This is a genomic window from Nocardia sp. NPDC050408, from assembly GCF_044458905.1.
GTDB lineage: Bacteria > Actinomycetota > Actinomycetes > Mycobacteriales > Mycobacteriaceae > Nocardia.
Window position 1 is genome coordinate 40566 of the sequence record NZ_JBITIL010000023.1, and the last position, 24999, is coordinate 65564.

28 protein-coding genes and 1 pseudogene are annotated in these 24999 nt (G+C 65.7%); 18 read left to right on the forward strand and 11 right to left on the reverse strand.

The features are described 5' to 3' along the window. Positions 1–526: 526 nt before the first annotated feature. Together ACIBJI_RS37530 and ACIBJI_RS37535 are read left to right on the forward strand one after the other, a co-directional pair. Entirely contained in the window at positions 527–1399 is an 873-nt protein-coding gene (locus ACIBJI_RS37530; RefSeq protein ID WP_397087905.1) for a haloalkane dehalogenase, read from the forward strand. 84 nt (positions 1400–1483) lie between these two features. After that, complete coding sequence (locus ACIBJI_RS37535; protein WP_396959854.1) at positions 1484–2368, forward strand: RNA polymerase sigma factor; 885 nt, start codon at positions 1484–1486, stop codon at positions 2366–2368. On the opposite strand, the gene ACIBJI_RS37540 is transcribed toward ACIBJI_RS37535, so the two are convergent. Continuing rightward, positions 2369–3256, reverse strand: coding sequence for an oxidoreductase (locus tag ACIBJI_RS37540; RefSeq protein ID WP_397087907.1), 888 nt, complete (start codon positions 3254–3256; stop codon positions 2369–2371). A 75-nt stretch (positions 3257–3331) separates the two neighbouring features. Here ACIBJI_RS37540 and ACIBJI_RS37545 point away from each other — a divergent pair, with 75 nt between their 5' ends. Together ACIBJI_RS37545 and ACIBJI_RS37550 are read left to right on the forward strand one after the other, a co-directional pair. Further along, positions 3332–3931, forward strand: a complete 600-nt coding sequence (locus ACIBJI_RS37545) for a TetR/AcrR family transcriptional regulator (RefSeq protein ID WP_364355750.1) — start codon at positions 3332–3334, stop codon at positions 3929–3931. 28 nt (positions 3932–3959) lie between these two features. Then, positions 3960–4784, forward strand: a complete 825-nt coding sequence (locus tag ACIBJI_RS37550) for a thioesterase family protein (protein ID WP_364355753.1) — start codon at positions 3960–3962, stop codon at positions 4782–4784. Here ACIBJI_RS37550 and ACIBJI_RS37555 read toward each other — a convergent pair. Then, entirely contained in the window at positions 4774–5928 is a 1155-nt protein-coding gene (locus ACIBJI_RS37555) for a TDT family transporter (RefSeq protein WP_397087909.1), read from the reverse strand. The genes ACIBJI_RS37550 and ACIBJI_RS37555 overlap by 11 nt on opposite strands. 70 nt (positions 5929–5998) lie before the next feature. On the opposite strand from ACIBJI_RS37555, the gene ACIBJI_RS37560 reads away from it, so the two are divergent. Further along, entirely contained in the window at positions 5999–6907 is a 909-nt protein-coding gene (locus ACIBJI_RS37560; protein ID WP_397087911.1) for a LysR family transcriptional regulator, read from the forward strand. Positions 6908–7054: 147 nt separating this feature from the next. Here the strand turns inward: ACIBJI_RS37560 and ACIBJI_RS37565 are convergent, their stop codons facing one another. Then, entirely contained in the window at positions 7055–7705 is a 651-nt protein-coding gene (locus ACIBJI_RS37565; RefSeq protein ID WP_364355762.1) for a PhoU domain-containing protein, read from the reverse strand. Positions 7706–7899: 194 nt separating this feature from the next. On the opposite strand from ACIBJI_RS37565, the gene ACIBJI_RS37570 reads away from it, so the two are divergent. From ACIBJI_RS37570 to ACIBJI_RS37600, 7 genes and pseudogenes are all read left to right on the forward strand, one after another. Continuing rightward, positions 7900–8295: a nitroreductase/quinone reductase family protein gene (locus ACIBJI_RS37570; RefSeq protein WP_364355765.1), complete on the forward strand. Its 396-nt coding sequence runs from the start codon at positions 7900–7902 to the stop codon at positions 8293–8295. Between the two features lie 34 nt (positions 8296–8329). Further along, positions 8330–8632, forward strand: a pseudogene (locus ACIBJI_RS37575) (ionic transporter y4hA); the annotation flags it as partial. Positions 8633–8658: 26 nt separating this feature from the next. After that, positions 8659–9036: a hypothetical protein gene (locus ACIBJI_RS37580; RefSeq protein ID WP_396959867.1), complete on the forward strand. Its 378-nt coding sequence runs from the start codon at positions 8659–8661 to the stop codon at positions 9034–9036. 116 nt (positions 9037–9152) lie between these two features. Then, positions 9153–9857 carry a hypothetical protein gene (locus ACIBJI_RS37585; RefSeq protein ID WP_364355770.1) on the forward strand — a complete coding sequence of 235 codons (705 nt, stop codon included), beginning with the start codon at positions 9153–9155 and terminating at the stop codon, positions 9855–9857. Between the two features lie 47 nt (positions 9858–9904). Then, on the forward strand, positions 9905–10786 hold the full coding sequence (locus ACIBJI_RS37590) for an aminoglycoside phosphotransferase family protein (protein WP_364355773.1): 882 nt from the start codon (positions 9905–9907) through the stop codon (positions 10784–10786). 260 nt (positions 10787–11046) lie between these two features. After that, on the forward strand, positions 11047–12192 hold the full coding sequence (locus tag ACIBJI_RS37595) for a sensor histidine kinase (RefSeq protein WP_397087914.1): 1146 nt from the start codon (positions 11047–11049) through the stop codon (positions 12190–12192). Next, positions 12189–12833 carry a response regulator transcription factor gene (locus ACIBJI_RS37600; protein WP_364355779.1) on the forward strand — a complete coding sequence of 215 codons (645 nt, stop codon included), beginning with the start codon at positions 12189–12191 and terminating at the stop codon, positions 12831–12833. Before ACIBJI_RS37595 ends, ACIBJI_RS37600 begins: the two co-directional genes overlap by 4 nt. 4 nt (positions 12834–12837) lie before the next feature. Here the strand turns inward: ACIBJI_RS37600 and ACIBJI_RS37605 are convergent, their stop codons facing one another. Next, complete coding sequence (locus tag ACIBJI_RS37605) at positions 12838–13206, reverse strand: DUF5313 family protein (protein WP_364355782.1); 369 nt, start codon at positions 13204–13206, stop codon at positions 12838–12840. After that, entirely contained in the window at positions 13203–13673 is a 471-nt protein-coding gene (locus tag ACIBJI_RS37610) for a MarR family winged helix-turn-helix transcriptional regulator (protein WP_397087916.1), read from the reverse strand. Before ACIBJI_RS37610 ends, ACIBJI_RS37605 begins: the two co-directional genes overlap by 4 nt. Positions 13674–13900: 227 nt before the next feature. Here ACIBJI_RS37610 and ACIBJI_RS37615 point away from each other — a divergent pair, with 227 nt between their 5' ends. After that, positions 13901–14926 carry a DUF418 domain-containing protein gene (locus ACIBJI_RS37615; protein WP_396959875.1) on the forward strand — a complete coding sequence of 342 codons (1026 nt, stop codon included), beginning with the start codon at positions 13901–13903 and terminating at the stop codon, positions 14924–14926. A gap of 226 nt (positions 14927–15152) precedes the next feature. On the opposite strand, the gene ACIBJI_RS37620 is transcribed toward ACIBJI_RS37615, so the two are convergent. Then, positions 15153–15437, reverse strand: coding sequence for a hypothetical protein (locus tag ACIBJI_RS37620; protein ID WP_396959877.1), 285 nt, complete (start codon positions 15435–15437; stop codon positions 15153–15155). A gap of 56 nt (positions 15438–15493) precedes the next feature. Between ACIBJI_RS37620 and ACIBJI_RS37625 the strand changes: the two genes are divergently transcribed. Then, complete coding sequence (locus ACIBJI_RS37625; protein ID WP_397087918.1) at positions 15494–15838, forward strand: helix-turn-helix transcriptional regulator; 345 nt, start codon at positions 15494–15496, stop codon at positions 15836–15838. Here the strand turns inward: ACIBJI_RS37625 and ACIBJI_RS37630 are convergent. Then, positions 15787–15978, reverse strand: coding sequence for a heavy metal-associated domain-containing protein (locus ACIBJI_RS37630; RefSeq protein WP_062990687.1), 192 nt, complete (start codon positions 15976–15978; stop codon positions 15787–15789). The genes ACIBJI_RS37625 and ACIBJI_RS37630 overlap by 52 nt on opposite strands. A gap of 141 nt (positions 15979–16119) precedes the next feature. Between ACIBJI_RS37630 and ACIBJI_RS37635 the strand changes: the two genes are divergently transcribed. Then, positions 16120–16647, forward strand: a complete 528-nt coding sequence (locus tag ACIBJI_RS37635) for a hypothetical protein (RefSeq protein WP_397087920.1) — start codon at positions 16120–16122, stop codon at positions 16645–16647. Positions 16648–16658: 11 nt separating this feature from the next. After that, complete coding sequence (locus ACIBJI_RS37640) at positions 16659–16817, forward strand: hypothetical protein (RefSeq protein WP_364355800.1); 159 nt, start codon at positions 16659–16661, stop codon at positions 16815–16817. A gap of 49 nt (positions 16818–16866) precedes the next feature. Here ACIBJI_RS37640 and ACIBJI_RS37645 read toward each other — a convergent pair whose 3' ends face one another. Both ACIBJI_RS37645 and ACIBJI_RS37650 read right to left on the reverse strand, forming a co-directional pair. Next, positions 16867–17589: a VIT family protein gene (locus tag ACIBJI_RS37645; RefSeq protein ID WP_364355803.1), complete on the reverse strand. Its 723-nt coding sequence runs from the start codon at positions 17587–17589 to the stop codon at positions 16867–16869. A gap of 229 nt (positions 17590–17818) precedes the next feature. Beyond that, positions 17819–18208 carry a PPOX class F420-dependent oxidoreductase gene (locus ACIBJI_RS37650; protein WP_364355806.1) on the reverse strand — a complete coding sequence of 130 codons (390 nt, stop codon included), beginning with the start codon at positions 18206–18208 and terminating at the stop codon, positions 17819–17821. Positions 18209–18339: 131 nt separating this feature from the next. Between ACIBJI_RS37650 and ACIBJI_RS37655 the strand changes: the two genes are divergently transcribed. Further along, positions 18340–19308 (forward strand): sigma-70 family RNA polymerase sigma factor, encoded by a 969-nt coding sequence (locus ACIBJI_RS37655; RefSeq protein WP_364355809.1) that lies wholly within the window; start codon positions 18340–18342, stop codon positions 19306–19308. A gap of 350 nt (positions 19309–19658) precedes the next feature. Here the strand turns inward: ACIBJI_RS37655 and ACIBJI_RS37660 are convergent, their stop codons facing one another. Then, the gene (locus tag ACIBJI_RS37660) at positions 19659–22544 is read right to left on the reverse strand and encodes a BTAD domain-containing putative transcriptional regulator (RefSeq protein WP_397087923.1); all 2886 of its coding nucleotides are present in this window, start codon (positions 22542–22544) and stop codon (positions 19659–19661) included. Positions 22545–23078: 534 nt separating this feature from the next. Between ACIBJI_RS37660 and bla the strand changes: the two genes are divergently transcribed. Further along, the gene (gene bla, locus ACIBJI_RS37665) at positions 23079–23978 is read left to right on the forward strand and encodes a class A beta-lactamase (protein WP_364355815.1); all 900 of its coding nucleotides are present in this window, start codon (positions 23079–23081) and stop codon (positions 23976–23978) included. Here the strand turns inward: bla and ACIBJI_RS37670 are convergent. Beyond that, positions 23967–24989: an AraC family transcriptional regulator gene (locus ACIBJI_RS37670; protein WP_397087926.1), complete on the reverse strand. Its 1023-nt coding sequence runs from the start codon at positions 24987–24989 to the stop codon at positions 23967–23969. The two genes, bla and ACIBJI_RS37670, sit on opposite strands and share 12 nt — an antisense overlap. Positions 24990–24999 lie beyond the last annotated feature (10 nt).

Consider the following 24999-nt stretch of genomic DNA (forward strand, 5'->3'; position numbering starts at 1 on the left):
GCACAGCTAGTCGAAGAACGCACGGCGTGGCAAGGGCACTCGACGGTAGACGCAGAACCACCCCTGGCTCGGCGTGCCGGCGCTGATCCAGGGGTGGTCGTGTCACGAATGAGCTCGTGCGCGGCCGAATGAATGGGCCGGTTGTCCAGGCCGGATGATCCATTCTCGCGGCGCCACGAGGCTGATGAGGGAAGTCTCGTCGGGCCGTGTCGTACTGCGGATAACTCCTCGTGACGATCTGTGTGAACTTCATTGTTCTTACGTAGAGAGACAGTAGATCATTCCAGATTCCTTTGCAATCGCTTTACTTAAGTCTGAGAATCTCCTGAATGGCGCGCCGGTCAGTTGAAACATGTACTGCTCACATACGGAAGTTAGGTTTACCTGCGGTTGTGGTGAGCGCGGCCGGGTGCCCGGCTTCCGGATGAGTGACGAGCGTCACATTCGATGGCGGTCACAATGCGGCCGAAACGTGTGTCGAAACCGGGTGCAGGCACAGAAGCCGGATCCAGGAAGGACCCACATCATGGCTACCGTCGACGTTCTCGACTCGTTCATCAACTACACCGACCTCGGTGCCGGTTCGGTACCGGTGGTGTTCCTGCACGGGAACCCGACCTCATCGCACCTGTGGCGCAATGTGATCCCGCATGTCGCCGATCAAACCCGGGTGCTCGCACCGGATCTGATCGGGATGGGTGCGTCCGGGAAGCCCGACAGCCCCTACCGCCTCGCCGACCACGCCCGCTATCTGGACGCCTGGTTCGACGCACTGGGCCTCGACCAAGTTGTCATCGTCGGCCACGACTGGGGTGGTGCGCTCGGTATGTATTGGGCGGCACGGCATCCCGAGCGCGTCCGGGGCATCGCACTGATCGAGACATTCCTGCGACCGATGCGCTGGGACGAACTTCCGCCGCTCGGCGCCGAACTTTTCCGGAAATTCCGGACGGCCGAGGGGGAGCGAATGGTGCTGGTGGAGAATACGTTCATCGAGTTCAACCTGCCGAGGGGCATTACCGACCTGTCGCAGGAAGATCACGACGTGTATCGCGCTCCCTTCCCGACGCCGGAATCGCGTAAGCCCATGCTGGCCTGGACGCGCGAATTTCCGTTGGAGGGCGAGCCTGCCGATGTGGTTGCGCTGGTGGAGAACTACGACCGGTGGGCGGCGGATTCGCCGGCGGTGCCCAAGCTCATCATGGCGCTCGACAATGGCGTCGGCCTCGGTTCGTCGGAGGTGATCGCATGGGCCGCCGAGACGTTCGCCAGCGCCGAGGTCGTCTCGGTCGGCGCGGCGGGACATCACGCACCGGAGGATCAGCCCGATGCCATCGGGACCGCGGTCGCGACGTGGTTGCGCGCGCACTCGTTGACGACGGCGACCACGAGTGCATGACTCCGGTGCGCCGCGCGGGTGCGGGGCACCCGCGCGGCGCATGTAGGACTTGCGTAACGCCGGAAACCGCCGAAGGATTGTGCGGTGGAACCCGAGCTATCGCACCCCGACCCGCCCAAGGCGGAAAACAGCGACGACATCGCTCGGGAGCGGCGGCTGGTCGATCGGGCGATCGCCGGGGAAGCGGCCGCCATCTCGGATGTGGTGCGGCAGCTACAGGATCCGCTGTACCGGCTGGCACTGCGCATGGTGTGGCGGCCCGCCGAAGCCGAGGACGCGACGCAGGAGATTCTGCTGCGAGTGGTCGGCAATCTCGCGACATGGCGAGGTGAGGCCAAGCTGCTGACCTGGGCCTACCGCATCGGCGTCAACTATCTGCTGAATCTCAAACGCCAGACGCCCCAGGAGGCGGCGCAGCTCAGCCTCGACGCATACCGCGACGGATTGGCGGACGGGCTCGCCGCCGACGACTATCGCGGACCCGAGGCCGAACTGCTCGCCCATGAGGTGCGGCTGAACTGCAGTCAAGCCATGCTGCAGTGTTTGGCCCGCGATGAGCGGGTTGCCTTTGTACTCGGTGACGTTTTCGAACTCGGCTCCGCCGATGCGGCCTGGATTCTGGGTATCACCGCCCCCGCATTCCGAAAGCGGTTGGAACGGGCCAAGAAACGCATCGGCACCTTTCTGAATGCGACCTGCGGCGTGGCCGATCCCGAGGCGTTCTGTCGCTGCTCGCGTCGGGTGGAGAAGGCATTGGCGCTCGGACGCGTCGATCCGAAGCGGCCGGTATTCGCCCGACATGCGGTGAGTACGGGCGGCCGCAGCGTCACCGAGGTCGAACAGCAGATGATCCGACTGCACGACGCCGCCGCGGTAATCCGGCTGCACCCCGATTACGCTGCGCCGCAGGCGAAAATGGATGCGATCGCGGTATTGCTGAATTCGGGCAGGTTCCCGCTGCTCGACTGATTACGCGTTGGCTGGAAAGCGCACGTCGGTCAGTTCTTCGGATTTGGTCCACAAGGCGGCGGCGAGGTCGGCATTCGCGGCGGCCGAACTGCGGCCGACGACCTTCGGGTAGCCGCGGAATTCGAACCAGCTGTCCGGGCCGACGTAACTTCCCGGCGACAGCTGCTGGCTGGCGGCGAACAGGGTGGGCAGCGCGCCGAAACTCGCATCCTGGGCGAGCAGTTTATTGCCCACCTGCATGACCTCGTGCAGGATCCGGTTGCCGGAATGGCTCTGCAGATTCGTTGCGGACCAACCGGGATGGGCGCTGAGCGCGAGTCGAGATCCCGATTCGGTGAAGCGCCGCTGTAGTTCCAGGGTGAACAACAGATTGGCGAGTTTGGATTGCCCGTAGGCGGCGGCGGAGTTGTAGGTTCGGGTTTCCCAGTTGAGGTCGTCGAGGTCGATGCTGCCGCGGCGATGGGCCTGCGAGGAGACGGTCACCACGCGGTCGGTGATATGGGGCAGTAGCAGATTCGTCAGCGCGAAATGGCCGAGGTGGTTGGTGCCGAATTGGCGCTCGAAACCATCCTTTGTGCGTCCGGCGGGGACCAGCATGATGCCCGCATTGTTTACCAATACCTCGATATCGCCGGACCAGTCCGCGGCGAACCGGCGAATCGAGGCCAGGTCGGCGAGGTCGAGTTCGCGCACCTCGGTGTGGCCCGAAATGCTTTTCGCCGCTTCCTCGCCGCGTGCGATATCGCGCACCGCGAGTACGACGTGAGCGCCGACGCGGGCCAGTTCACGGGCTGTCACCAGGCCGATCCCACTATTTGCGCCGGTGACGATGACGGTGCGGCCGTCGAATCGGGGCAGATCTGCGGAAGTCCACTTGTGGTTCGTCATAGCGCCAATGTAGGCAGTGTCAACAAAGTAGTCAATGCCAACAATCGATCAGGCATCGGATATCCTGCAGCAACCATGAGTTTTGTCCGCTCCCGCTCCTATCACCACGGTGACCTGCGCGCCGAACTGCTTCAGCGCGCCGAGGCGACGTTGCGCGAGTCCGGTGTGGACGGGCTTTCGCTACGTCAGTTGGCCCGCGACCTCGGCGTCAGTCATGCCGCACCGAGCAGGCACTTCCGGGATAAGCAGACGCTGCTCGACGCGCTCGCGCTGGTCGGATTCGACCGGCTCGCCGCGGTGTACGGCGAGGGCGACCCGACCGGATCATTCTCCGAGCGGCTGCATGCCGTAGCGCGTGCCTACCTGAATTTCGCGATCGACAATCCGGCGCTGCTCGCGCTGATGTTCGCGCGCAAACACAGTCCGACCTCGGGCGAGGAAATGCTGGCGGCGGTGGGGCGGGCGTTCACCGTGCCCATCGCCTTGATTGCCGAGGGGCAGGCGCATGGCGAAGTCGTTGCGGGCGATCCGATGCGGATCGGTATCGCCGCCATTGCCGCACTGCAGGGGTTGGCCACCTTTGTCGGGTCCGGATTTGTCGAGGCCGAGAACGTGGAAGCGGCACTGACCGAAACGATTACCCAGCTGACCTACGGTTTGCGCCCCCGCGATTGACCTGCGCCCACCTACTCGAGGAGAATCGATGAGTTCGACCGTGACGGCACGGCACGCCTTCGACAGCGCAGTCGCGCTGACACCGGACGGCACCGGAAACTTCAGTGGTCGAACGACTCCCGAGTACGCCAATATGGTCGGCCCATTCGGTGGCATCACCGCGGCAACCATATTGCGTGCGGTACAACAACATCCGCAATGTCTCGGTGAGCCGATCTCGCTCACCGTCAACTTCGCGGGCCCGATTGCCGAGGGCCCCTTCACTATTGCGGCGCAACCGGTGCGAACCAACCGCACTACCCAGCACTGGACGCTATCGATGAGTCAGGACGGCGTCGTGACCACCACGGCCACCGCGGTTTTCGGCACCCGCCGCGAAACCTGGACCGCGACCGAAGCCACCGCACCGACCGCCCCGCCACCGGACACCATCGAACCGGACGCGCTTCCCGAATTCATTGCCTGGGTGGACAACTACGAAATGCGCTTCATCGAGGGCGGTATCACCCAACTCGACGGCGCTGCGGCACAACCGACTTCCACTACAACGCTCTGGGTCCGCGACCGGCCCGCGCGCCCGCTGGACTATCCGGCCCTGACCGCATTGAGCGATGTGTTCTTCCCGCGGGTCATGCTGCGACTCGGCCGAGTCGTGCCCGCCGGAACCGTCACGCTGACCGTGTATTTCCACGCCGACACCGACCGCCTCGCCGCCCAATCCGATCAGTCGCTGCTGGCCACCGCGCGCTCCCAGCATTTCGGCAAGGGATTCTTCGATCAGTCGGCCGAACTCTGGGCGCACGACGGTGGGTTGCTCGCGACTAGCCATCAGCTGGTGTATTTCAAGGCCTGACGGATCCGGCCGGTCGCAATAGCGGCCCGATGAGTACACCGTGGATGGTCTTGGTAGCGACGACTGCCCAGGCACTGACCAGTCCGACATACAGCACGACCGCGGCGACGGCGAAGATATCGGCGCCGGTGTGTCCATAGAGCACAGTGCTGCCGGTAATGCAGGTGCCGAGCGGGAAGGTGAAGCCCCACCAGGTCAGATTGAACCGCAATTCGCCTGCGCGAGCGGTCTTTACGGTGACAGCGGCGGCCAGCGCCAGCCACATCATCGCGAACCCCCAGGTGACCACGCCGAAGATCACCGAGAAGACGGTCAGCCCCTTGGCATAGAGCTCGGGCAGTGCCGAGGGGCCGACATTGGCGAGCAGGCCTGCGGCAGTGACGGATTGGCCGAGCGGGCCGAGCACGAGCCAGAGGGTCGCCACCATGCCCGACTGCGGGACGCCGTAATGCACCAGGCGTGACCAGACCATGGTGGTAGTGACCAGCGCGGCGATCAGGCTCAGGCCGAACATGGCCAGGCACAGCAGGATCATGGTGAGCCGCAACTGGCCTTGGGGCAGATAGGGGACCAGCAGTGCTCCCATGGCGGCCGACACCATCGGCGGCACCACGGGCATCAACCAGCCACCGAAGGCGGCATCGGGCTCGATGTGGTGGTGGGTGAACATCCGGTAGGGAATGGCGACGGCGGTCAGCAGGCCGAGCGCGGTGCCGAGCGACCACAACACCCAATCGATTGCGAGTGCGGCATCGAGGCCGATCACCTCGCGGCCGAGCACCAGCGTGCCCCCGCCAACGGTCACCAGTGCCATCGGCGGTGCGCCGTAGAAATGCGCCATGACCGGGTGGTCCTTGTGGCTGCGGGCCTGCTCCGGATAGCGCGTCCAGTGCACGACCCAGGCGGCGCTCAAAACCACCAGCAGTAGTGCGGCCAGCGCCCAGACAACCGTCGCCGCGCCGCGCAGTCCGGGGAACTGCAGCGGCAGCGTGGCGGCGGCATTGGCGATAATGCCGGTGCCCATGACGGCGGCGAACCAATTGGGTGCGAAGTGCCGCAGCGAGCGGCGCTGGGTCGCGGTCTGTCCGAGCTCGCCGAGCAGATGCCGCGGGGTTGCGGGGCGGAAGGTCGCTATGGCGGTCATGTGTTCAGATTCGTCTGCGTAGATAGTGTCGAGTAGCCACCGCGTACCTATGGATGCATAGACTCGTTCTATGCCCCTGTCGCCGCGTGTCCCCGATCTGGCCGCGCTCGACCTGCTGGTTTCGGTCATCGAACTGGGCAGTCTCGGACGTGCGGCGCAGGCGCACGGCATCAGCCAGCCCTCGGCGTCCTCGCGCATCCGCTATCTGGAGAAGTTGGTCGGGATGCCGGTGCTGGAGCGCACGACCCTCGGTTCCCGGCCCACCCCGGCCGGGGCATTGATCGCCGAATGGGCACGCGGAGTCGTCGATGCGGCCAAGCAATTGGACGCGGGCATCGACACCTTGCGTGCCGAGCGTGATTCGCAGCTGCGGGTGGCGGCGAGTCAGACCATTGCCGAATACCTGTTCCCCGGCTGGCTCATGACGCTGCGCACGACCGCACCTGATACCGCGATCGCATTGCAGTCCGGCAATTCCGTCGAGGTCGCGCAGGCGGTGCTCGACGGCAAGGATGCCATCGGCTTCATCGAGAGTCCGCGGAATTTCCGTGGGCTGGAGAGTCATATCGTGGCCCGCGATCAACTGGTCGTCGTGGTCGCCCCGCAACACCGCTGGGCCCGCCAGGGCTCGGTCGACCTGGCCGAACTCGCTCGAACCGCGCTGATCCAACGCGAACTCGGATCCGGCACCCGGACCTGGTTCGAAAATGCTGTCGCGCGGGCCATTCCGGGCTGGGAACCCACCGTTGCGCTGGAACTTTCCTCCACCACCGCGATCAAAACCGCGGTCGCCTCCGGCGTCGGCCCCGCCGTCCTCAGCTCCCTGGCAGTAGCCCCCGAAATCGCCGCGGGCACCCTCGTTTCCCCGACCGTCACCGGCCTTGACCTGACTCGGACCCTGCGTGCCGTCTGGCCCGCGGGCAACCGCCTCACGGGCCCCGCCCGCGACCTCTACGTCATCGCCCGCCGCACCACCTAGCGCCCGTCCCGATAGGCTGCTGCGCCACCCGCTCCGGCTACTCGCCGAGCGTAGCGATATCGCGGTCGATGCGACGTGGGCGACCACCATTCGACTGCGTTCGACGGAACCCTCCGAACCAAGGCTCGGTACGGTCTGGACGCGGCACTAGCTGGCCTCGGAGGTTTGGGCCGTCGGCGGAATTCCGGTGTCCAGGAAGCGGATCAGGCGATCGATGCGGATGGTGTGGTCGATACAGCCTTCGAGGTTATTGCCCACCAGGGCGATATCGATGGCGGCCTCGGTGGCGGTTCGCTCGGTCAGCGCAGAGTGGAGTTGTTGGTGGAGTTGCTCCATTGCGGGAATACCGGATTCAGGGGTGACGGGTTGGCGGCCGGTGGCGACCGATTCGCCCGCGAGGGCGGTGTGCCGCGCGGCCAGCCGACCCAGGGCGGTGAGGATTTCCATAAGAGGTTGGGGTGCAACGGATTCTGGGTGGTATTTGTAGACCTGATCGGCGACGCGGCTGATCAGCGAGCCGATCCGGGACAGTTCACCGGCGATCTGGATGGCGGTGACCACATGCCGCAGATCGCGCGCGACCGGCGCCTGCAATGCGAGCAGCACCACGGTTCTGGCCTCGCAGGCGGCGTACATCTTCTGTAGCTGCTCGTCGAGCGCGAAGGCCTCATAGGTGGCGGCGAGATCGGCGTCGCCGAGCGCGGCCGTGACACGCTCGGCGGCATCGTGGGCGAGCCGACACATGAGCGTCAAATCATTGGTCAACGCGATGAGCTCGCGAGTGAACTGGGTCCGCACTCCGCACATTGTCGCTTATCGCCGCGCTGTCCCATAGAAGAATCTCGACTCGATCGCCGCGAAGGCTGGAATACCTGGGTGTTCGGCATTCGAAATGACGTCGCCCCGTGCAGTTGCCGTCGCCGGTTGCCCACCCCACGCCGTCGTGACCCGACACGGTGCCAAATGCGATCAGCTGGTGTTAGCGTCGGGAGATGGCGAACTTGCGTGATGTTCAGCACCGAGTTGTGACGCTATTTCAGCGACGGTTGGGGAATCCGATTCTGCGCAGATTGCCGACACAGCAGTTGCTGGAGACCGTCGGGCGCAAGAGTGAGCAGCCGCGGATTACGCCGATCGGTGGTCGCCGGGTCGGCAAGGAGTTCTGGCTCGTCTCGGAATTCGGGGACAAGTCGCAGTACATTCGAAATATCAAGGCCGACAACCGGGTTCGAGTGCGGCTGCACGGTCATTGGCATACCGGTACCGCACATCTACTGCCGGATGATGATCCGCGCGCCCGGTTGCAATCGTTGCCCAAGGCCAACAGTGTGGGTGTTCGATTGCTCGGCACCGACTTGCTGACCGTCCGGATCGATCTCGAAGACTGACGCAGCGCATGCGCCCGATCACACGCGATCGAGTGGCATGGCCATCGCAATGCTCGTCCTACCGCCGGAAGCCCTTGCGTCCGTGCGCGCCGCACGCCGCGATCAGGTGCAGATCAGCCTTGATCTCGCGCTCGGCTCCTAGGCGAGCATCGGTATGACCATTCCGGCGATCGCCGTAGCAACTATCTGGCTAGACGGTGACCGGTCCTCGGGCTCGTCGCCACGCAGATGGTGCTGCTCGCTTTGGCGGTCGTCGTCGGCGTACTGACGTAGGTTCCGGGTCGGGCGACGCTACTGCGAGGGCGGTGTACATGTGCCCCTGTTCTCGGCTTTTTAGTTCATCGCGGGTAGTCCGTAGCCGGTGTGATCGAGCTCAATAGCTTCCAGTTGGCCGCGAGCGATATCGAATGGGCGGGACCGGCCACCTCGATCGGCGCGCCCAATCTGGTGCGGTTCGGTCAGTCGCTGGACGATCTCGTCGAGGCGGTCGGTCGGCTGGTCACGGCCGGGAACAGTCCGCAGATGTATCTGGAAGGCGATGGCCTGGTGCCGTTCCTACAGCGGGTGACCGAATGGATGGACAAGGTCGGGCCGGAGCTGAAATCGCTGCTTCCGGGACTGCGGCCGCTGGCCGATGCGGTCGCCGCCACAGCGCCGCGCATCGATCTCAGCAGTCTGATCAGTCAGGCGCTGCACGAAACCGGCGATGACGCCGTCAAGGTGCGCGTCGGCATCAAATAGGGCATTACCTGCACGAACACACGTCGCCAAAGTTGATCTTTCGCACTGCGATCTTCGGTAGCCTGCCAGCAGAGCTTTTCGTGAAGGTAGTCCCTACTCGGCACGAAGGCGGTGCGATGGTGGAACCCGGCGTCGGCACGACACCCGGCGGTGATCGCGGAACCGATAACGGGCGCGTCATGGCCATCGCGGCCGTAATCGCCGCCGCGCTCGCACTGGTGGTCGCGATCGCTCTGCTGCTGCGATCGAATCAGGATTCGAAGAACGCACCGCCATCGGCGACGTCGACCACCACTGCCCGGCCCGTCCCCGCACCACCGCTCGTGCCGCCGTCGAACCGCGCGACGACCTCCGCGGCACAACCGGCGCGCAAGCCCGGCGATGATTGCTCGCACGAAGGGATCGTCGCGCAATGGGATATGCGCAATGGCCTGTGGGTCTGCGCACCGCGGGAACAGGCGCGCAATCAGCACCAGGTCGGCGATGATTGCTCGCACGAAGGGATCGTCGCGCAATGGGCCCTGTCACCGGATGGCGGCTGGAACTGCATACCGCAAGGTCAGGGCGTTGCGGAACCGCCGCCGGTGCCGCAGAATCCGGTGCCTCGCTCGGTTCCGGTCCCGGGCAATGCGAGCCCCAACCCGGGCAATGCGAGCCCCAATCCGGTTCCGGACAATCCGAACCCCAACCCGGTTCCGGACAATCCCAACCCCAACCCGGCCCCGCAGAATCCGAACCCCAACCCGGCCCCGCAGAATCCGATCATCATCCCGGGTCTGCCGCCGCTGCCCCCGCTGCCGCCGCTGCCCGGACTGCCGTAGCCGAGGCGATGACGAAATTCGTTCGACACGGCTGAGATGCTCGATCGGTGATCGTTGTCCCCGAATTCTTCGCCGATCGTCTCGCCGAGATGGAGCCCGCGGCCCGGGTTTGGCTGGACGGTCTGCCCGAACTCGCGGCGCGGTACGCCCAGCGCTGGGAGCTTCGGTTCGAGGGCGCGCCCATGCACGGTTATGGCGGCTTGGTGCTGCCCGCCTTGCGCGCGGATGGCAGTCGGGTTGTGCTCAAACTCGGCCATCTCACTCCGGAGACCCGCGATGAACCGGTCGCGTTGACCGCCTGGGCAGGCAATGGCGCGGTGCGTTTGCTCGACAGCGATGCCGAGTACGGCGCACTCCTGCTGGAACGACTCGATCCCGCCCGGTCATTGGACTTCGAGCCCATCGACGACGCGGTTCGGATCATCTCCGTCCTGCTGCGTCGGCTCGCCATCCCCGCTCCGCCCGGCCTCTCCCGCGACCTGCGCAGTGAGGCCGAGCGCCTGGTGGAGGAGCTGCCGAAGGACTGGCAGCGCCTCGGCGCTCCGTTCCCACGCAAAATGCTCGATGCGGCCGTCGAGGTCTGCGCTCAGCTCGGCCCGAGCGCGGACCGCCTGCTGGTCAATGAGGATCTGCACTTCGAGAACGTCCTCGGCGGCGGCCGCGAACCGTGGCTCGTCATCGATCCGCAGCCCCTGGCGGGCGATCTCGAATTCACCACGCTGTCGCTGCTGTGGAACCGGCGCACCGAATCCGCCCTCGACGATCGCTTCGCCGCCGTCGTCGATATCGCCGGACTCGATCCGGATCGCGCCCGTGCCTGGACGCTGGTCCGCGCCGTGCAGAACTGGCTGTGGTTCGTCGAAGATGAGGACACCGAAGACTTCGGCTGGCCCGCCGTCCAGGCCATTGCCCCGTGGGCTCTGCGCTGACCCTCCCGGCTATGCGAAGAAAACGACTCCACGCCACCCGCCCGGCCGACGCCCCTTGGCGAAACGGTCGGCGCGCCAGGCCGACCGAGACCAGGCCGCCCAACTTCACCGCCCGCCGCTGCGCGCGTCGCCGCTACTGGTGAACCGCGAAGGCAGGCAGGACGTAGGAACTTCGGCCTCCGGGAGGAGGGGCATCCTCCGCCGGAAGGAGTCGATGCCCGCCCCGACCAGGCATCATGGTCCGCGTGGTGGATTCGGGCGTGACCAGGAGTGTGGACTGGCTGCTCGATGTCCGTGCACTGCCAGTGCGCGTGGGCGTGCTGTTGGCATCGGCGATCGGCTGTCTGCTGCTGCTTTCGGATGCGCCCCGACCGGTGGACTGGACCATCGGCCTGCTCGCGGTATTCGTGACCGCCGTCGGCATCCGCTGGCCGTTCGTGACGTCGCTACTGGTGACCGGGCTGTTGGTGCTCGGCTACGAGATCGGCGGCACCGGCCCACTGGTCCCCAAGGTGGGCGCCGCGATCGCTCTCATCGGGCTCGCGGCCCGTCGCAGTGGATGGCAGCCTTGGGCGGCGGCGGGCGCATTGGGCGGGGCCTATCTGCTGCATCCCTCGGGAGCGGAAGCGGCGACCGTTTACCGAGCGCTTGTCATGGCCGGTGCACCGCTATTGATCGGACATCTCCTGTACGCGGCACGTGCGGGTGCCGACCGAGCCAGGCAGCTGGCCGGGGAGATTTCGCAGCGCCGCGAGGCCGATATCGCGGCGGCGCGAGCGGTGGAACGGACCGCCATCGCCAGGGAGCTACACGATCTGATCGCACATCACGTCTCGTCCACCGTGCTGCGGGTCGGCGTGGCCCGGCATGCGGTTGCGGACGCGCCGCCTGCGGTCCGTGCGGTGCTCGACGATATTCACGCCAGCGGCACCGAAACCCTCGCTGACCTAAGACTTTTGGTGTCTGTATTAAGGGATCCGACGATGGCGGGTGAACCCTTCGTCGCGCCAACGGATCTGCCCGCCGCAATCGCGGCCGTCGCGGAACGGGCCGTGCGATTGGGAACAATTGTGGAGGTCGAGGTCGACGATGCCGGGGTGGATGCTTTGCGGTCATTGACATTGCTGCGATTGGCGCAGGAGGGCGTGGCGAATGTCGTGAAGCACGCGGGTTCGGGAGCGACCGCCCAACTGGCCATTACGACACGTGAGGATGGGACGGTCGATTTCGTGCTGCGCGACAACGGGACGCACACCGGCAAGGGCAGCGGGCAGGGCCTCGGCTTGGTCGGACTGCGCGAGCGGGTCGAACTGCTCGGCGGCGAATTCATTGCCGGGCCGGGTGATTCCGGTTGGCGGCTCGACGCATCCCTGCCGATTTCCGTCGGGAGGGCAGTGGCGTCATGACGATTCGGGTACTCATCGTCGACGACCAGCAGTTGGTCCGCGCTGGATTGCAGATGCTCTGTGAGGCCGATGCCGAACTCGAGATCGTCGGGCGGGCGGCCAGCGGGGGCGAAGCCGTTCGGCTGGCCGAGCAGACCTCTCCCGACGTCATCCTGATGGATCTGCGCATGCCCGGTATGGACGGTATCCGCGCCACCGAGCGCATTCTCGCAACCAGGCCATCGATCCGCGTCGTGGTCTTGACCACCTTCGACGATGACGACCACCTGTACCCCGCACTCGCCGCGGGGGCGTGCGGTTTCCTGGTCAAGGATGCCTCGCCCACCGATCTGCTCGACGGCATCCACCGCGCCGCCGCGGGCGAGTCACCGTTCACGCAGGCGGTACTGCAGCGACTGGTGGATTCCGCTGTGGCCGCACGCGAGGCCGATCGAACCCCGGATCACGTTGCACCACAAGGACTTACCAATCGCGAAGCCGAAGTCCTCACGTTGGTCTCGGCGGGGCTATCCAATGCCGAAATCGCCGAACGCCTGCACCTCGGCGTCACCACGGTCAAAACGCATATCGGCAACCTGATGACGAAAACCGGTGCCACCAACCGTGTTCGGCTCGCGGTACTCGGCGTCGGTCACCACTGAATTCTCAGTGCGGATGCTGCGCCGCGTATGTCGCCCGCTCCAGCGCCCGGCGCCGCGCCCGCTGCGGATTCTGCAAATCCGCTGGCAGTCCATGTTTGGCCAGCCGGTGCGCGCGATTCATCGGCATGAAGGCCGTCGTGTAGAACAGGGCGAGCAGTAACGCCAACAACACCATCGAGCCGCGCAACCACAGTTCGCCTGGGAACAAAAGGAAAGCGGCGAACAGTGGAGTGAACGGCATCAGTCCGCGCAGGAGATGACGTGGCGTCGCGTACTTGCCGGTGAGATCGTTGCGCACCCACTCGCGCAACGAATCCGGCAGCCGTCGCCCGAAGGCGTAGCCGATCCACTGAATGGGATTGGGTCGGGTCATGCGTGCACTCCTCGTGACGTGGCAGGGGCACCCGCGTGCCGTGCGGCCGCGTTGACCCGGGTCAGTACTTCGCGCAGTTCCTCCAGGTCCGCCAAGGTCACGCCGAGTCGCTCCACTACGGCGGGCGGAATCTGCTCGGCCTGCTTGCGCAGCGTCCGCCCGTCCGGAGTCAGATCCACCACCAGGTTGCGCTCGTCACGACTATCGCGCCCTCGTGTGATCAGCCCGGCCGACTCCAGCCGCTTGAGCAGCGGCGACAGCGTCGGCGAATCCAACTGGATCGCCTCGGCAATCGCCTTGACCGACATCGGCGCCTCACCCCACAGCGCCAACATCACCAGATACTGCGGATGCGTGAGCCCGAGGGGTTCCAGCAGCGGCCGATACACCCCGAGCACCGCCCGATTGGCCACGGCCAGCGCAAAACAAACCTGCCGATCCAGCCGCAACGGATCGTCGGCCTCCATGGAACCTCCTAGTTCGCCAGCAAGCTTAGTGCATGAATCGTTAGTGTACGAACTATTAGCGGGTGTGGTCACCGAGTTCACCAAAATGCGTAAGAACCGGAGGTGGCAGGGCACGGGAGATTCTCGATGCCACGGATGCGTTTGCCGCGTGGGCGGCTCGTCGGCAATCTGGGCTGAGCGGCGCTGTCTTCACCGGATCTCGGGCAGAGTCTCGTTAGCGTGGACATATGGATCACGCCGGTGCGCGTCCGCGCATCCACGCGCTCGACGCCGTGCGCGGTTTTGCGCTGTGCGGGATTCTGGTGGTCGATATCTGGCAGATCACCGATATGCGGGCGATGACCGGGCCTGGCATCGTGGATCCGATATGGCACGTGCTGTCCGTGCTGTTCGAGGGACGGTTCTTTCCGATCTTCTCGTTTCTGTTCGGGCTCAGCTTTTCGCTGTTCCTGGATCGTGCCGCCGAGCGCAGTGACCGTCCGCGGCTGGTACTCGCGCGTCGGCTCGTCGCGCTCGGTGTGCTCGGCTTGATCCACCATGTGTTCGAGCCGGGTGAGGCGTTGCTGCCGTACGCGATGGTCGGGTTGGTGGTTCTGTTGCCTGCGGCTGGTCTGGCGCGCTGGGTGATATTGCTCGCCGGGCTGGTCGCCACGATCGGGGTTCCGGTCACGATCGGCGGTGGGCTCGGGTTGGTGCCGGGTCTGTTCCTGCTCGGCATGGCGGCCGACCGTTTCGGTCTCGCGGAGAGCCTGCCCGATGGCGGCTGGCGGATCGCGATGGTGTTCGCGCTGGCCGTGCCTGCGGCGGTGGCGGCGGGGGTATGGGAGTACCGCACGCCATATACCAACCTGTGGACCGGGAGTGTGGCTCCGGTGGCCGGACTACTCGGCGCGCTCGCATATCTCACCGGATTTCTGCTGTTCCTGCGCACCGAGACCGGTGAGGTTTTCGCGGAGGTGCTCGAGCCGATGGGGCGCATGGCGCTGACCAATTACGTTTCGGCAACCGGACTTATCCTGGCCGCCGACCCATGGCTGGGCATATCCGATTCCAATCGCTACGGCGCACTACTCGGCCTGGCCGTCGGGATCATCGCGGTGCAGGCAGTGTGGAGTTACTACTGGTTGCGCTGGTTTCGCTATGGCCCGCTGGAATGGGTGTGGCGGTGTGTGACCTGGTGGCGACTGGTGCCGAACCGCCTGACGCGACAGGAACGCTGGAAACTCACAGTGCCGTATGGGCGCGGTCGCTAGGGAAATCTCAGCAAATCACCGCAGACTGGGGCGTCATGGACCAGTTGGTGGGTGATGTTCGTCTTGCTTTTCGCCACGATCCTGGCCGAACCGCTCGCTCGGCGGCTCGGTATCGCGTCAGCGGTTCTGATGACGGTTTTCGGTTGCGTGCTCGCGTCGATACCTCGACGTGACCGGCGTTGCACCGGTCGGGTGGACCCGACACCTCGACCTGGGCGGCGCGCCGCTAGACCGATCGGGCGGACCAGACGCGTTCGACGTACTCGGCGAAATCGGTGGCCGGTCGGTCGAGTACCGCGAGCACGCCGTCCGTCGGTTCGGCGATGCGCCCAGTCCGCATCAGCTCGAACATCGCGTTGAGCGCCGTCGCGACTTCCTCGGGAAGGCCCTGGGCGAGCAGTTCGGTTCGGTAGGCGTCGGGCGTCAATGTCTCGTATTCGATCGGACGCCCTGCCGCCGTTGCGATCTGCGAGACGGCTTGCGCGAATGTCAGCGCGCGCGGCCCCGACAACTCGTAGATCCTGCCCCCGTGGCCATCGCGAGTGAGTACCGCAAGCGAGCGATGACGTGGTCGGTCCCGTATTGCGGGTGATGCACGAAACACCGGGCGCGCCATGGACTCTCACCACTTTGGCCGCCGTCGCCGGCGTCTCGCGCACCACACTCGCCAAGCGGTTCGCCGAACCGCCATTGGCATATCTGACGGATTGGCGGATGACGATCGCCGCGGACCTGTTGGCCGAACCCGGCGCCACCGTGAGTGCGGTTGCCCGCCGGGTCGGCTACGCGGACGCCTTCGGATTCAGCACGGCATTCAAACGCGTGCGCGGGGTCAGTCCGAGCGAATACGCCAGGTCCGCCTACTTCGCACCGACGCCCGCGGAGCGGATCGCGTCGAGTACTTCACCGTAGGAAAGGGTGGAATTTACGGTGATGGTTTCCGAAGTGCGGTCGACGTCGACCGATTGCACGCCACCGAGGTTGTAGAGCGCGCGTTCGGCGACGACGGCGCGTTCATCCGAGTAATCGGTCATATCGAAGGTGTAGGTCATCACGACCTCCTGGTAGGGGCTGTCTTCGGTTCGGCGGATAACCCGATCGGCAGGTTTCAAACGCCGCGCCGGCGTGGTGTTTGATTTCGGAATCACCGGGCATAGCCAGAAAGTAATATCAACCAGCGCAACGGGATTGTCATGATCATTATCATCGGGCTCGTCGTTCTCATCGGCGCGGTAATTATCGGCGTTGCCGGAGTGGCGGCCAATACGGGCGAAGTTCGTACGTCACCGGGCGATTTCGGGGTATTCGACTATCACTTCAGCGTCTCCGCGGGGGAACTTTTCCTCTACGGGATCGCAATCGGGGCGATCGGGATGCTCGGCCTCAGCCTGCTGCTGGCAGGCCTCTGGCGTAGTTCCCGTCGCAGCAGCGCCGCACGGCGCGATCTGCGGCAGTCGCGCCGGGAGTTGGCTGCCCAGGAAAAGGCCCAGGAAAAGGCCCAAGAAAAGGCCCAGGCAAAGGCGGCCGAGCCGCGTCGAAGCACGCCACCGGCGGCGGCACCACCGCCCGCCGCGACACCACCCGCGACCCAACCCGCCACGCAGGACACCCCGCCGCAGGGCGGTAAGCCGGCGTGGAGCTGGAATCGGTTCATGCGCCAGTCCGGCGGGTCGGCACCGGTCGAAACATCCGGCCGCACAACGGTCAAGACGACCAAGTAAAGGAAAGAACGATGATCATCCTCGGCTTGATACTCCTCATTGTCGGATGGCTACTCGGCATCGGTCTGCTCACCACAGCCGGAATCATATTGCTGATCATCGGTGCGGTACTCGCCCTCGTCGGGTCGGTGGGGCGGCACCCGGTCGGCGGTCGACGGCACTATTACTGACGTCGACATGCTGAGCAGTGAGCGGGCCGAGGGTTTCCCTCGGCCCGTTTCACGATCCGGAAATACCCGCCAATTGACCGATGCCGTAGGTGACCGCCATCCCCAGCGCACCACCGATCACCACCCGCGACACCGCGCGCCCGCGATTACTGCCGCCGAGCCGCGCGCTGACCGACCCCGTAATCGCCAGCGCGATCAGCACTGCCGCGAATGTCACCGGAATACGCGCCGTGGTCGGCGGCAGGATGATCGCCAACAGCGGCAGCAGCGCACCCAGGGTGAATGAGACCGCCGAGGAGACGGCAGCGGCCCATGGATTGGTCAACTCGTGCGGATCCAGACCGAGTTCGGCCTCGGCGTGGGCGAGGAATGCGTCGTGTGCGGTCAACTCCTCGGCCACCTTGCGCGCTGTCTCCGGTGTCAGCCCCTTCGACCGATAGATATCGGCCAGTTCGGTCAGCTCGTATTCCGGTTCTTCCTTGAGTTCCGTGCGTTCCTTGGCCAGTAGCGCACGCTCGGAATCCCGCTGTGCGCTCACCGACACGTACTCGCCGACGGCCATGGAGATCGCACCCGCGGTGAGTCCGGCGATGCCCGCGGTGAAAATGGCCGAGGCGCTGGTCGTCGCCGCCGCGACACCGACAACCAGACCCGCGGTCGACACGATGCCGTCGTTCGCTCCGAGTACGCCCGCGCGCAACCAGTTCAGCCGCGACGCCAGACCCTCACGATGTGGTTCGTGGGGGTGCGGCGAACCGAGCGTCTCGTCCATAAGCCGCAGACTATGCCAAAGTCCGGAAGGTATCAGTGTCTTCCTGCGGGTTCACGCGCCAGTCGAGGCGGGCGAGTGGCACACCCAGCCGATCGGTGTGGTCGGTCGGCGTGACGCGCCTGTCCGGATTCGGCAGGTCGTAGGCCGGGCACCGTCCGACGATGCCCAAATCCAGACGGATCCGACGTCGGCGCGGTTCACACTCGAAGCTCGTTGTGGCACAGGATGATCAGGACGGCGGAAAAGTGTACAGCTTTTCGGGCGTGATCCGCACGATCAGCCGCTCGGCCTCCGGTTCCGGCGGTGGGGTGGCCCCGTTCATATACCGGCCGTACATCTCGTACAGCAGCGTCTTCTCCGGATCCTCGGTGATATCCACTCGTCCGCGAATCTCCACGTAGCGACCGTTCGTCCGGCTCAGTACCAGCAGGCTGACTCGCGGATCGCGCAGCATATTGCGGGTCTTGAGCCGACCCTTGATGGTGCTGAACACCACGGTGTCGTCCTCGTACTTCACGAAGATCACCGACGATTGCGGCCGGCCGTCGGCATTCGGGGTCGAGAGGATAGCGGCGTGCGGTTCGTCGATCAGCGTGCGGACATTGTTATCGAGTTTCATCGCGGTCTCCTTTGCGGGTGGTCGGATAGGTAGACCCAGGTGATCGCCCGAAGGAATCGGGTGCGGCGATTCTTTTTCGGCGCTCGGTCGGTCTATCTCTACGAGGACCTCGAGACAGGAAGGAGGCGCCGATGACGCAGGCGAGCACCGCGCATGCCGAATTCGATCGCCGCACCCAGCCGTATCGGCGCGAATTGCTCGCGCACTGCTATCGGATGCTCGGCTCACCCGACGACGCCGAAGACCTGGTCCAGGAGACCTATCTGCGCGCCTGGCGGGCCTTCGACGGCTTCGAAGGCCGCTCGTCGGTGCGGACCTGGCTCTATCAAATCGCCACCAATGCCTGCCTGTCCGCGCTGCGACATCGCAGCCGTCGCGTCCTGCCGTCCGGACTCGGCGCGCCCGCCACCGACCCGTCCGGTACTTCGACCGTGGACCTCGAGGTGCAATGGCTCGGTCCGCTGCCGGACAAGCTGGTGACCGATGAATCCGACGATCCGGCCAGCATTGTCGCCGCCCGCGACAGCCTGCGGCTCGCGCTGATCGCCTGTCTGCAACAGTTGTCCGGCAAACAGCGTGCGGTTCTGCTGCTGCGCGACATCCTGGACTTTTCGGCTGCCGAGGTAGCCGAATTGCTCGGCACGACCACCGCCGCGGTCAAGAGTTCGCTGCAGCGTGCGCGGGCCCGGCTCGATGAACTCGGCGCGGTCGATGCGAATAGTCCGACCGAACCCGAGCAGCGGGCACTGCTCGACGCATATATGACCGCATTCCAGAATGCCGACGCCGCCGCCATCGAGCGCCTGCTCCACCGCGACGCTGTGCTCGAAATGCCTCCCGCCACAACATGGTTCGCAGGAAAACGTGCCTGTGTCGCCTACCTCGCCACACAGGTACTCGGCACGCCGGGCGATTGGCTCATGTTGCCGACCACAGCCAACAGACAACCTGCCGCCGTCGCCTACCTCCGCGAAACAGATGGCGGCTACCGGGCTTTCGGACTCGCGGTGCTCACCACCACACACGGGGCGATCACCCGAATCGCCGCCTTCGGTGACGCGAATTTGGTCACCGCATGCGGATTTCCGGCGACCATGTAGGCGTACGGCCCGCGTTCGTTGAGGGGCGCATGTCACGGACTCGTCAGATTGCGACTCGAGATTCTTTCAGATAGCGATGGACCGGGCGCACCGGCAACCGGTGCTGCCGGGGCGACCACGGCGTGCGCGGACTGCGTGGACCGGACCCGGCGGGCCCGCGGCCGCTGTCGATGCGACGCCCGCGAATCGCTCGAAACACCCCGGTTGGACATGTCGATACGCCTTGCGTACCCCTCGTACACAAGGCGGTATATGGCGCGCCCGCCCGGTGAAACCCACGACGGTGATCGCATCGACCCAGAGAATCCCAGGCAACCATCAGCGACCGATAAATGTTGGATAAACGCCGCCTAATCCGCGATATCGGCGGTCGGCGCGGCGCTGAACAGCCGGTCGATGGTGGGTGGTGCCAGCCCCGCGCGCCGGAAAATCTCGGCTGCCTCACCGAATTCCGCGGTGGCCGGGCCGGTGCGTCCCTGTGCGGCCAACGCGCTCGCGTGCAGCGCCAGCGCGCGCGCCCGATCGATCGGATCGGCCGCCTTGGTGAGCAACCGAACCGCTTCCGCGGCTTGGCTTTCCGCATCGACCACATTGCCCGCGCGCAGCTGGATCTGCGCCAATCTGGTTCGCGCCCAACCCTCCCAGAGGCGCACACCATTGCGTTGCGCGATCCGCACGGCATCGCGGCCGAGTTCGAGTGCCCGCTCGTGCTCGTCGCGCATCGAAAGCGTGGCCGCCAATTCGTGGGTGGCCCAACCGAGTGCGACCGGATTCGAGGACGCCTGCGCCAACGCGATGGCGCGGTCCGCGATATCGACCGCCTCGTCGTATCGGCCTGCCTCGCAATAGGTTCGGGTGACCAAGGCCAGACACCAGGCCTGCATCGACCGGTCGCCGAGTTCACGGGCAAAGCGCATCGCATTCTCGAAATGCCGACGCGAGGTTTCGACATCGCCGAGTCGTCGATCGGCAATGCCGAGCAGTACTTCCGAAAGCACCGCGATCCGGCGATCGGCATCGTCTGTGGGTGGCCCGGCCGCCGCGTCGAGATATTTCAGACTCGCCTCGACCTCACCGAGCCCGACCTGCAGCAGCGCACCGAGCGCGACCCGGATGCGGCGTTCGCTCGCGTGCGAGTCGCGAATTGCGGTGTCCAGCAGGGCTGTCAGTGCCTCGGATAATTCCCTGGCGCGGGTGCCCGCGTCCATTAGTTCGGCCATCACCCAGGCCAGATCCGCGGCCACCCGCAGTGCGCGGCCACCGACCCTGGCGGCCTGCCGGTGCAGCGCGATCACGACGGGTCGCTCGACGTCGTTCCACACCTGCCCCTCGGAACCGTTGGCGAACCGCCGACCTGGCACTGTGGTCGGGACCAGCAGGCGCGTGATGTTGCTGTAGTCGATGGCGCTCAACAGGTTCTTCGCACCCGCGAGGTAGTAGTCCAGCAGCCGGACCAGCACCGCCGACTCGTCCTCGTCGGCGACACTCTGGGCGAATAGCCGCAGCAGATCGTGGAATCGGTAGCGACCGGGCACCGTCGTCTCGAGCAGGCTCAGATCGACCAGCGATTCGCAGATCCGCTCGGCCTCGGACTCCGCGATGCCGAGCACCGCGGCCACGCCGTCGACCGGCAGATCCGGGAAGTCGACGAGCGCAAGCGTGCGAAAAGCCTTGGCCTGCTGTTCATTCAGCTGCCCATAGCCGAGCCTGAATGCGGCCTCGACGCCGAGTTCGCCGGTCTCGAGCACCGCGAGCCGACCCTGCTCATCGGCCAGACGTGCCGCGAACGATCCAATCGTCCATTGCGGCCGAACTGCCAGTCGCGCACCGACAATGCGCACCGCCAACGGTAGGCAACCGCACAGTGCGACGACCTGCCGTGCCGCGCTCTCCTCAGCGGCGACGCGTTCCGGGCCGAGGATGCGGATCAGTAGCGCCATGGCCTCGTCATGCTCCAGCACGTCGAGGCGAGTGCGACGCACAGCGGGCATCTCGGTCAGCGCCGAACGACTGGTGATCAGCACCGCGGTGCCGGAAGTTCCGGCGAGCAGCGGCGTCAATTGCGCACTGCCACGGGCATTGTCGAGCACGATCAGCATGCGTTTACCCGACAGGCGGGTGCGTAGTTGGGCCGCACGATCGTCGACGGCGCCCGGAATCTCGCCCTCCGCGATGCCGAGCGCACGCAGGAATCCGCCGAGTGCGTCACCGGGTGAGGTCGGCACCGGATCGACGCCGCGCAGGTTCACATACAGCTGTCCGTCCGGGAAGCGATCGCGCACGTGATGGGCCACATGCAGGGCCAATGTTGTCTTGCCCACGCCGCCCATGCCGCCGACCGCGGAAATGGCGACTGCGCTGCCACCGCTGGTCAACTGGTCGGTAATGCGCTCGACCAGCTGCTCGCGGCCGGTGAAATCGGCGATATCCGGCGGCAGTTGCGCTGGCACCACCGGCTCCGGACCGTAGCCGTGCTGCCGCGGTGTCGGCATTTCGGCCCGCAGGATGCGTTCGTGCATCGCGGTCAACTCCGGGCCGGGTTCAACTCCGATTCCGTCGATCAGATCGCGGCGGGCTCGCGCGTACACTTCGAGCGCCTCGGCTTGGCGGCCGCAGTGGTACAGCGCGGCCATGAGCAGCGCCCGGAACCGTTCACGCAATGGATGCTCATCGATCAGCGGACCCAGTTCGGCGACCGCGCCGCCAGCACGGCCGACCTCGATATCGAGGGCGAGTCGGTCCTCGAGAATCGCCAAGCGCCACTGCTCGAGGCGGGTGCGGTGGCGTTCGGCGAAAGGTCCGGCCAATCCGCTCAGCGCGGGCCCACGCCAGCGGACGAGTGCGTCGATCAGTGCCTCGCGTGCCGCCTCCGGTGACGCGCCGCGCACCCGTTCGGCCGTTCCCACCAGGGCCTCGACCTCCTCGATATCGGTCGAGCCCGGCGGGATCCGCAATGCGTAACCGTCACCGACCGAGACCAGCACCGTCGACGGCGCGCGCGGAATCCGATCAGGTTCCAGCACCCGACGCAATTGCGCGACATGGGTGCGCAGTGCGGCAATGGCGCGCGGCACCGGATCCTCGCCCCAGATGCCGTCCACCAATTCCGCTGCGGTAACCGACTTTCCGGCACGCAGCAGTAGCGCGGCCAGTACCGCGCGACGTTGCGGAGGTCCCAATTCGAGCGGCGTCTCCCCACGCCACCCGCAGACCTCGCCCAATACGGAAAACTGCACTGACCCGACCTCCCGGACCAGGGAGCATACGCGCGCATCCGGCGAACGGCTCGTTCATTCCTTGACTATTCGACGTTCATCGATCCTTGCTAGCGCCGCGTCCAGGCCCATCACGACCCAAGCCGTTCGCCGCATTGCGCCCGGCGGGCACCTCGCCTGGTACGGAAATATCGGGGTGCAGCCGAATTGAACCTCGCCGACTTCTACGCCAAAGCTGGAACGCGCACTTCGTCGGCTTCATAAGCCCGGTCCCGGAGGAAACCATCGGCGAAGATCTCGGCACCTGGTGGACCTGGTCGCCGACGGTCGGGTCACGCCATTGATCGGCTTGACGCTCGACTGGGGGAGCAGACCGCCGATGCCTTCCAAGCGCCGCGGACCCTGCGCGGTAAGGCGGTGCTGCGGGTGACCTGATTTGCGGTGACTACGAGCCCGCGGGTGGGTCCCCTGCGCTGCGGCGATATCGGTTTCGATATCGGATTTCGGCCACGTCGGTCTTGGACAGGCGGATCGGCGCTGTGCTGTCGTGTCGCCATGACAAAGATCGGTAGACGCGGGGCTCGCATGGGCCTGTTCCTGGTGACAACGGTGCTGCTCGGCGCATGTGGGACCGAATCGAAGGATCCGGACCCAGCGCCCACCCCGGTGGGCCAGCTGGCCGGTATCGAGCAGCAGCATCAGGCCAGGCTCGGGGTCTTCGCCGTCGATGCCGGTTCGGGAAAGACCGTCGGCTTCCGTCAGGACGAACGCTTCGCGATGATGTCGACATTCAAGACCTTCGCGTGCGCTGCGTTGTTGCGCGAACATCCGCTTGCCACAGGGTATTTCGATCAGACTGTGCACTTCACCGAGGCGGATGTGGCGGCTGCGGGCGGCTCGGCGGTCACCGGTACCCGGATCGATAGCGGTATGTCGGTTTCGGAACTGTGCGACGCGGCCATTACTCGCAGCGATAATGCCGCGGGTAATGAGCTGCTGAAACTGCTCGGCGGCCCGCAGGCGCTGACGCAGTTCCTGCGGTCCATCGGCGATCAGATCTCCCACCTGGACCGTACCGAGCCGACGCTCAATACCGCTATCCCCGGCGACGAGCGCGACACCACCACACCTGCGGCAATCGCGGCCGACTATCGGGCACTGACGATCGGCGACGCACTCGGCGCGCCTGAGCGTGCGCAGCTGACAGCCTGGCTGATCGCCACCACCACCGGCGGTACTCGCATTCGCGCTGGCCTGCCTAATAATTGGAAGACCGGCGACAAGACCGGGACCGGCGACTACGGCTCTGCCAACGATGTCGCGGTCACTTGGCCCGCAGGTAGCGCCGCGCCCATCGTTATCGCGGTACTGACCACCCATTCCAGCCCGGATGCCAAGGCGGACAACGCCTTGGTCGCGGAGGCCGCCAAAGAGGCAGTCGGTCTACTGCGGTAACCGGTGCTGCGCGCCTTCTCGGCGAACCGCGGTAGGCGTTGTGCCCCACCATCTTCGGCAGCAGCGGGTGAAGGTGGCCTGTTCGGACAGGCCGATCAGCGAGGCGACCTGACTCATCGGCATATCGGTGGTGGTCAGGTAGCGGCGGGCCTCGTCGCGGCGGACGGTATCCAGGATGGTGGCGAAGGAGGTGTCCTCAGCGGCGAGGCGACGTTGCAGAGTGCGCGGATGGATTGTCAAAAGCCTTGCCACGGTAGTAATTTCCGGCGCGGAAGTACCCAGCAGTTGTTGTAAGGCGGCGCCGACCTTAGGTGCCATGGTGGCATCCGCGCCGCCGGACTGTTCGGCCAGGAATGCCATCGCCAAACGATGCAGATTCTCGTCGCCGCCGCTCAGCGGCCGGGTCGCCAGGCTGATCGGCACTCGCAACACCGCCGCGGCACACTCGATCCGCACGGGGGCGCCGAAGAACTCCTCATAGATCCGGATCGGCGCGGCCGGTCGGTACGGCAGTTCGACCGAGCGCAGCCCGTAGCGCACATCCACCAGCCGTTGAAATGTGCGGTGCACGAAGGCGAGTCCGAGATCGGTGCCCTGGACCGGTGTCGGCCCGCCGGGCGCAATGCCATAGCGCAAGGCGGTAACGCTGCGATCGCCGTACGGGTCGGGTGCGAGCGTCAGGCTGAGTGAGCGCGCGTGCAGGAACAGATAGCGCGAACAGCATTCGAGGGCATCGGCGAGCGTCGGCGAATTCCGGATGGCCAGGGCCAGCGGGCCGAGCATATCCAGATCTTGTCGACGCGAAATGCGCAGACCGAGGTCGGGGCAGTCGAGCCGCTGCGCGGCCAGTTCCAGCGCCGCCGCGACCGACTGATCCGGTACCAGCAGATCATCGGCGTCTAGAGCGGCGATCGGCAGCCCGACGGCGGTGGCGAATTCCTCGGCGTTCCCGCCCAGCTCGGCCACCGTCGCGCGAAATCCGCGCAACCCCGCGGACCGAATCACCGACATGTCGCTCAGA

Bases quoted from the DNA above. Each gene is read 5' to 3' on its own strand.
- ACIBJI_RS37530 (WP_397087905.1), top strand. From the start codon at position 527: ATGGCTACCGTCGACGTTCTCGACTCGTTCATCAACTACACCGACCTC.
- ACIBJI_RS37540 (WP_397087907.1), bottom strand. From the start codon at position 3,256: ATGACGAACCACAAGTGGACTTCCGCAGATCTGCCCCGATTCGACGGC.
- ACIBJI_RS37545 (WP_364355750.1), top strand. From the start codon at position 3,332: ATGAGTTTTGTCCGCTCCCGCTCCTATCACCACGGTGACCTGCGCGCC.
- ACIBJI_RS37550 (WP_364355753.1), top strand. From the start codon at position 3,960: ATGAGTTCGACCGTGACGGCACGGCACGCCTTCGACAGCGCAGTCGCG.
- ACIBJI_RS37555 (WP_397087909.1), bottom strand. From the start codon at position 5,928: ATGACCGCCATAGCGACCTTCCGCCCCGCAACCCCGCGGCATCTGCTC.
- ACIBJI_RS37560 (WP_397087911.1), top strand. From the start codon at position 5,999: ATGCCCCTGTCGCCGCGTGTCCCCGATCTGGCCGCGCTCGACCTGCTG.
- ACIBJI_RS37570 (WP_364355765.1), top strand. From the start codon at position 7,900: ATGGCGAACTTGCGTGATGTTCAGCACCGAGTTGTGACGCTATTTCAG.
- ACIBJI_RS37585 (WP_364355770.1), top strand. From the start codon at position 9,153: ATGGTGGAACCCGGCGTCGGCACGACACCCGGCGGTGATCGCGGAACC.
- ACIBJI_RS37600 (WP_364355779.1), top strand. From the start codon at position 12,189: ATGACGATTCGGGTACTCATCGTCGACGACCAGCAGTTGGTCCGCGCT.
- ACIBJI_RS37605 (WP_364355782.1), bottom strand. From the start codon at position 13,206: ATGACCCGACCCAATCCCATTCAGTGGATCGGCTACGCCTTCGGGCGA.
- ACIBJI_RS37610 (WP_397087916.1), bottom strand. From the start codon at position 13,673: ATGGAGGCCGACGATCCGTTGCGGCTGGATCGGCAGGTTTGTTTTGCG.
- ACIBJI_RS37615 (WP_396959875.1), top strand. From the start codon at position 13,901: ATGGATCACGCCGGTGCGCGTCCGCGCATCCACGCGCTCGACGCCGTG.
- ACIBJI_RS37630 (WP_062990687.1), bottom strand. From the start codon at position 15,978: ATGACCTACACCTTCGATATGACCGATTACTCGGATGAACGCGCCGTC.
- ACIBJI_RS37635 (WP_397087920.1), top strand. From the start codon at position 16,120: ATGATCATTATCATCGGGCTCGTCGTTCTCATCGGCGCGGTAATTATC.
- ACIBJI_RS37640 (WP_364355800.1), top strand. From the start codon at position 16,659: ATGATCATCCTCGGCTTGATACTCCTCATTGTCGGATGGCTACTCGGC.
- ACIBJI_RS37645 (WP_364355803.1), bottom strand. From the start codon at position 17,589: ATGGACGAGACGCTCGGTTCGCCGCACCCCCACGAACCACATCGTGAG.
- ACIBJI_RS37650 (WP_364355806.1), bottom strand. From the start codon at position 18,208: ATGAAACTCGATAACAATGTCCGCACGCTGATCGACGAACCGCACGCC.
- ACIBJI_RS37655 (WP_364355809.1), top strand. From the start codon at position 18,340: ATGACGCAGGCGAGCACCGCGCATGCCGAATTCGATCGCCGCACCCAG.
- bla (WP_364355815.1), top strand. From the start codon at position 23,079: ATGACAAAGATCGGTAGACGCGGGGCTCGCATGGGCCTGTTCCTGGTG.
- ACIBJI_RS37670 (WP_397087926.1), bottom strand. From the start codon at position 24,989: ATGTCGGTGATTCGGTCCGCGGGGTTGCGCGGATTTCGCGCGACGGTG.